Annotated in this window: 3 rRNA genes; all 3 read left to right on the plus strand. The window is 52.9% G+C overall.

The features are described 5' to 3' along the window. The first annotated feature begins 291 nt into the window (after positions 1-291). The 3 genes from MHK05_RS11675 to rrf all read left to right on the plus strand — a co-directional run bounded on the left by MHK05_RS11675 (position 292) and on the right by rrf (position 5,590). A 16S ribosomal RNA gene (locus tag MHK05_RS11675) occupies positions 292-1,808 on the plus strand. Positions 1,809-2,279: 471 nt separating this feature from the next. Next, a 23S ribosomal RNA gene (locus MHK05_RS11680) occupies positions 2,280-5,343 on the plus strand. 129 nt (positions 5,344-5,472) lie between these two features. Beyond that, positions 5,473-5,590 (plus strand): 5S ribosomal RNA (gene rrf, locus MHK05_RS11685). Together the 16S, 23S and 5S rRNA genes form the textbook arrangement of a ribosomal RNA operon. Positions 5,591-5,601 lie beyond the last annotated feature (11 nt).

Below are 5,601 nucleotides of genomic sequence, written 5' to 3' on the forward strand. Positions count from 1 at the left end.
TTGTTGGTTGGTGTGTGCCGGTTGGGTATGTGGAACACGTACCTTTTTGAATGCTGTTTGGTGTTTCGGCTGCATTGAGATGGATTGGTTGGCATGTGATTGTGTTTACCTTTTTTGGTTTCCTCTTTTTGACCCCGTCGGGTTGAGGGGACTGTTTATTTTTTCTTTGTAGTAATTTTTTGGACGCCAGCATGAGCTTTTTGTGTGTTGTGCACTTGGGTTTGTGGTGGTTTGTTCTTTTGTTGGGTTTCGGGCTTTTCACGGCCTGTTTCGGATTTGTTCTGAAATTTTTTTGTGGAGAGTTTGATCCTGGCTCAGGACGAACGCTGGCGGCGTGCTTAACACATGCAAGTCGAACGGAAAGGCCCTGCTTGCAGGGTACTCGAGTGGCGAACGGGTGAGTAACACGTGGGTGATCTGCCCTGCACTTCGGGATAAGCCTGGGAAACTGGGTCTAATACCGGATAGGAGCCATTTTTAGTGTGATGGTTGGAAAGTTTTTCGGTGTAGGATGAGCTCGCGGCCTATCAGCTTGTTGGTGGGGTAATGGCCTACCAAGGCGGCGACGGGTAGCCGGCCTGAGAGGGTGGACGGCCACATTGGGACTGAGATACGGCCCAGACTCCTACGGGAGGCAGCAGTGGGGAATATTGCACAATGGGCGCAAGCCTGATGCAGCGACGCCGCGTGGGGGATGACGGCCTTCGGGTTGTAAACTCCTTTCGCTAGGGACGAAGCTTTTTGTGACGGTACCTAGATAAGAAGCACCGGCTAACTACGTGCCAGCAGCCGCGGTAATACGTAGGGTGCGAGCGTTGTCCGGAATTACTGGGCGTAAAGGGCTCGTAGGTGGTTTGTCGCGTCGTCTGTGAAATTCCGGGGCTTAACTCCGGGCGTGCAGGCGATACGGGCATAACTTGAGTACTGTAGGGGTAACTGGAATTCCTGGTGTAGCGGTGAAATGCGCAGATATCAGGAGGAACACCGATGGCGAAGGCAGGTTACTGGGCAGTTACTGACGCTGAGGAGCGAAAGCATGGGTAGCGAACAGGATTAGATACCCTGGTAGTCCATGCCGTAAACGGTGGGCGCTAGGTGTGAGGGTCTTTTCACGACTTTCGTGCCGTAGCTAACGCATTAAGCGCCCCGCCTGGGGAGTACGGCCGCAAGGCTAAAACTCAAAGGAATTGACGGGGGCCCGCACAAGCGGCGGAGCATGTGGATTAATTCGATGCAACGCGAAGAACCTTACCTGGGCTTGACATACACCGGATCGGGCTAGAGATAGTCTTTCCCTTTGTGGCTGGTGTACAGGTGGTGCATGGTTGTCGTCAGCTCGTGTCGTGAGATGTTGGGTTAAGTCCCGCAACGAGCGCAACCCTTGTCTTATGTTGCCAGCATTTGGTTGGGGACTCATGAGAGACTGCCGGGGTCAACTCGGAGGAAGGTGGGGATGACGTCAAATCATCATGCCCCTTATGTCCAGGGCTTCACACATGCTACAATGGTCGGTACAACGCGCAGCGACACTGTGAGGTGGAGCGAATCGCTGAAAGCCGGCCTTAGTTCGGATTGGGGTCTGCAACTCGACCCCATGAAGTCGGAGTCGCTAGTAATCGCAGATCAGCAACGCTGCGGTGAATACGTTCCCGGGCCTTGTACACACCGCCCGTCACGTCATGAAAGTTGGTAACACCCGAAGCCGGTGGCCCAAACTTGTTAGGGAGCCGTCGAAGGTGGGATCGGCGATTGGGACGAAGTCGTAACAAGGTACCCGTACCGGAAGGTGCGGGTGGATCACCTCCTTTCTAAGGAGCTTATATTTTGTGGGCACAGTTGTGCCTTGTCCTGCCACTTTGTGGTGGGTGTTGGTTGAGTGTGCGAGTGTCATGCTGCCAACGTTATTTGTTTGAAAATTTCCGGGTGGAAGATACACCTTTAAGACAAAGACCGAGTGTTTGAATGGCGCTTTGTGACACACAGTGTCGTGCACAGTTTGAAAAAAGTATTTGTTTGTATGTTGGTGCATTGTTGGGTGTCTGGGGCATTATCCCCTTTTTGTGGTGCCTGACCATTTTGCTGGTGTGCATGGTTTGTGTGTGCTGGTTTGTGGTTGGGGTGTTGTGTGAGAACTGTATAGTGGACGCGAGCATTAAACACATGTAACGGGCTGCGCTTTTGTGTGGTGTGTTGTGTGTGTTTGTGTGATTTCTTTTTTGTGTTTATTTTGTCAAGTTCACTTGTGTGGCCGCCCGCGCTTTTTGTGTGTGGTGGTTTGTGTGTTCGTTATTAAGGGCGCATGGTGGATGCCTTGGCATGCTGAGCCGATGAAGGACGTGAAAGGCTGCGTTAAGCCTCGGGGAGTTGTCAATTAAGCGTTGATCCGAGGATGTCCGAATGGGGAAACCTGGCCCTGGTTATGTGGGGTTACCCTTCAGTGAATTCATAGCTGTTGTGGGGGTTTACGCGGGGAAGTGAAACATCTCAGTACCCGTAGGAGAAGAAAATAATAATGATTCTGCTAGTAGTGGCGAACGAACGTGGATGAGGCTAAACCGTGTGCATGTGATACCTGGTAGGGGTTGTGTGTGCGGTGTTGTGGGCCCTGATGTGCGGTGACTACCATTGCCGTGCCCTCGCATTGTTGTTAGGTGAAGTGGTTTGGAATGGCCTGCCGGAGTAGGTGAGAGTCCTGTAGCTGAAGATGATGGTGTGTGGGTTGTTGGGTTGCCCGAGTAGCAGCGGGCTCGTGGAATCTGCTGTGAATCTGCCGGGACCACCCGGTAAGCCTAAATACTCAGTGTGACCGATAGTGTATGAGTACCGTGAGGGAATGGTGAAAAGTACCCCGGGAGGGGAGTGAAATAGTTCCTGAAACCATGTGCTTACAATCCGTCAGAGCACCGTGTGTGTGATGGCGTGCCTTTTGAAGAATGAGCCTGCGAGTCAGCGGCATGTCGCGAGGTTAACCCGTGTGGGGTAGCCGTAGGGAAACCGAATCCTAATGGGGTGTCAAGTGGCATGTCCTGGACCCGAAGCGGGGTGATCTACCCATGGCCAGTGTGAAGCAGCTGTAAGAGGTTGTGGAGGCGCGAACCCACGTAGGTTGAAAACTGCGGGGATGAGCTGTGGGTAGGGGTGAAAGGCCAATCAAACTCCGTGATAGCTGGTTCTCCCCGAAATGCATTTAGGTGCAGCGTCGTATTATAGCTTGGTGGAGGTAGAGCTACTGGTTGGTTGAGCGGGACTACAATCTTAGCAATGTCAGCCAAACTCCGAATGCCACTAATTGTGTTGTACGGCAGTGAGACTGTGGGGGATAAGCTTCATAGTCGAGAGGGAAACAGCCCAGATCGCCGGTTAAGGCCCCTAAGGGTGTACTAAGTGGAAAAGGATGTGGGATCGCGAAGACAGCCAGGAGGTTGGCTTAGAAGCAGCCATCCTTGAAAGAGTGCGTAATAGCTCACTGGTCGAGTGGTTCTGCGCCGACAATGTAGTGGGGCTCAAGTACACCGCCGAAGCCGCGGCAACTTTTTTAGTTGGGTAGGGGAGCGTCGTGCATGGGTTGAAGCGTTACCGTAAGGAGGCGTGGACTGTGTGCGAGTGAGAATGCAGGCATGAGTAACGAATTGATAGGTGAGAATCCTATCCGCCGGATGACTAAGGGTTCCTGGGTCAAGTTCGTCTTCCCAGGGTGAGTCGGGACCTAAGGCGAGGCCGACAGGCGTAGTCGATGGATAACCAGTTGATATTCTGGTACCCGTACATGCGCGCCCATGATAAAGCACTGATACTAACCACCGCGGATGCATTGCTGGTCTTCTTTGAAGTCTGGTGGTGTTGATGTCGTGGGGCCTGATGTGTGGTTCAAGTGATGGGGTGACGCAGTGAGGTAGCCACGCCACTTATTGGATTGGTGGTGTAAGCGTGCAGACCGTGTGGTAGGTAAATCCGCTGCACTTTTGGTTGAGGCGTGATGCGTAGACCCGTTGGGGTTGATGGTGGTGATCCTGTACTGTCGAGAAAAGCCTCTAGCGATGTGTGTGTATGGCCCGTACCCTAAACCGACACAGGTGGTCAGGTTGAAAATACTAAGGCGTTCGGGTGAACTGTGGTTAAGGAATTCGGCAAAATGCCCCCGTAACTTCGGGAGAAGGGGGGCCCTACGATGTGAAGGTCCGTGCGGCTGGAAGCGTTGTGGGGTCGCAGAGAATAGAGGGAAGCGACTGTTTATCAAAAACACAGGTCCATGCGAAGACGTTAAGTTGATGTATATGGACTGACGCCTGCCCGGTGCTGGAAGGTTAAGAGGACCGGTTAGTCAACGTTGTTGGCGAAGCTGAGAATTTAAGCCCCAGTAAACGGCGGTGGTAACTATAACCATCCTAAGGTAGCGAAATTCCTTGTCGGGTAAGTTCCGACCTGCACGAATGGCGTAACGACTTCTCTGCTGTCTCAACCACAGGCCCGGTGAAATTGCACTACGAGTAAAGATGCTCGTTACGCGCGGCAGGACGAAAAGACCCCGGGACCTTCACTATAGCTTGGTATTGGTGTTTGGTTCGGTTTGTGTAGGATAGGTGGGAGACTTGGAAGCTATCACGCTAGTGGTGGTGGAGTCGTTGTTGAAATACCACTCTGATCGGATTGAGCATCTAACCTTGGCCCATGATCTGGGTTGGGGACAGTGCCTGGTGGGTAGTTTAACTGGGGCGGTTGCCTCCCAAAATGTAACGGAGGCGCCCAAAGGTTCCCTCAGCCTGGTTGGCAATCAGGTGGTGAGTGTAAGTGCACAAGGGAGCTTGACTGTGAGACAGACATGTCGAGCAGGGACGAAAGTCGGGACTAGTGATCCGGCACCTACTTGTGGATGTGGTGTCGCTCAACGGATAAAAGGTACCCCGGGGATAACAGGCTGATCTTCCCCAAGAGTCCATATCGACGGGATGGTTTGGCACCTCGATGTCGGCTCGTCGCATCCTGGGGCTGGAGTAGGTCCCAAGGGTTGGGCTGTTCGCCCATTAAAGCGGCACGCGAGCTGGGTTCAGAACGTCGTGAGACAGTTCGGTCTCTATCCGCCGCGCGCGTTGAAACTTGAAGAAAGCTGTCCCTAGTACGAGAGGACCGGGACGGACGTACCTCTAGTGTGCCAGTTATCCCGCCAGGGGTATCGCTGGTTGGCTACGTACGGAAGGGATAACCGCTGAAAGCATCTAAGCGGGAAGCCTGTTTTAAGATGAGGTTTCGTTAAGGTCCCCTAAAGACGATAGGGTAGATAGGCCAGACCTGGACGCACTGTAAGGTGTGAAGGCTACTGGTACTAATTGACCACAACAAACACCAACACACACTATGTGTGCTGGCAAAAAACAACAAAAACAAGAAACAGTCACTGTCGTGACCGCGTCCACTATGCAGTATCTGACACAACACCCGAACACCCATCAAAGAGGGTAGATGTTCTGAAGGTTTGTCGGTGGTCAATAGCTGCAGGGAAACGCCCGGTCCCATTCCGAACCCGGAAGCTAAGCCTGCACACGCTGATGGTACTGCAACCGGGAGGTTGTGGGAGAGTAAGTCACCGCCGACACCAAACAACAA

This window comes from Corynebacterium nasorum (assembly GCF_022347325.1).
Taxonomy (GTDB): domain Bacteria; phylum Actinomycetota; class Actinomycetes; order Mycobacteriales; family Mycobacteriaceae; genus Corynebacterium; species Corynebacterium kefirresidentii.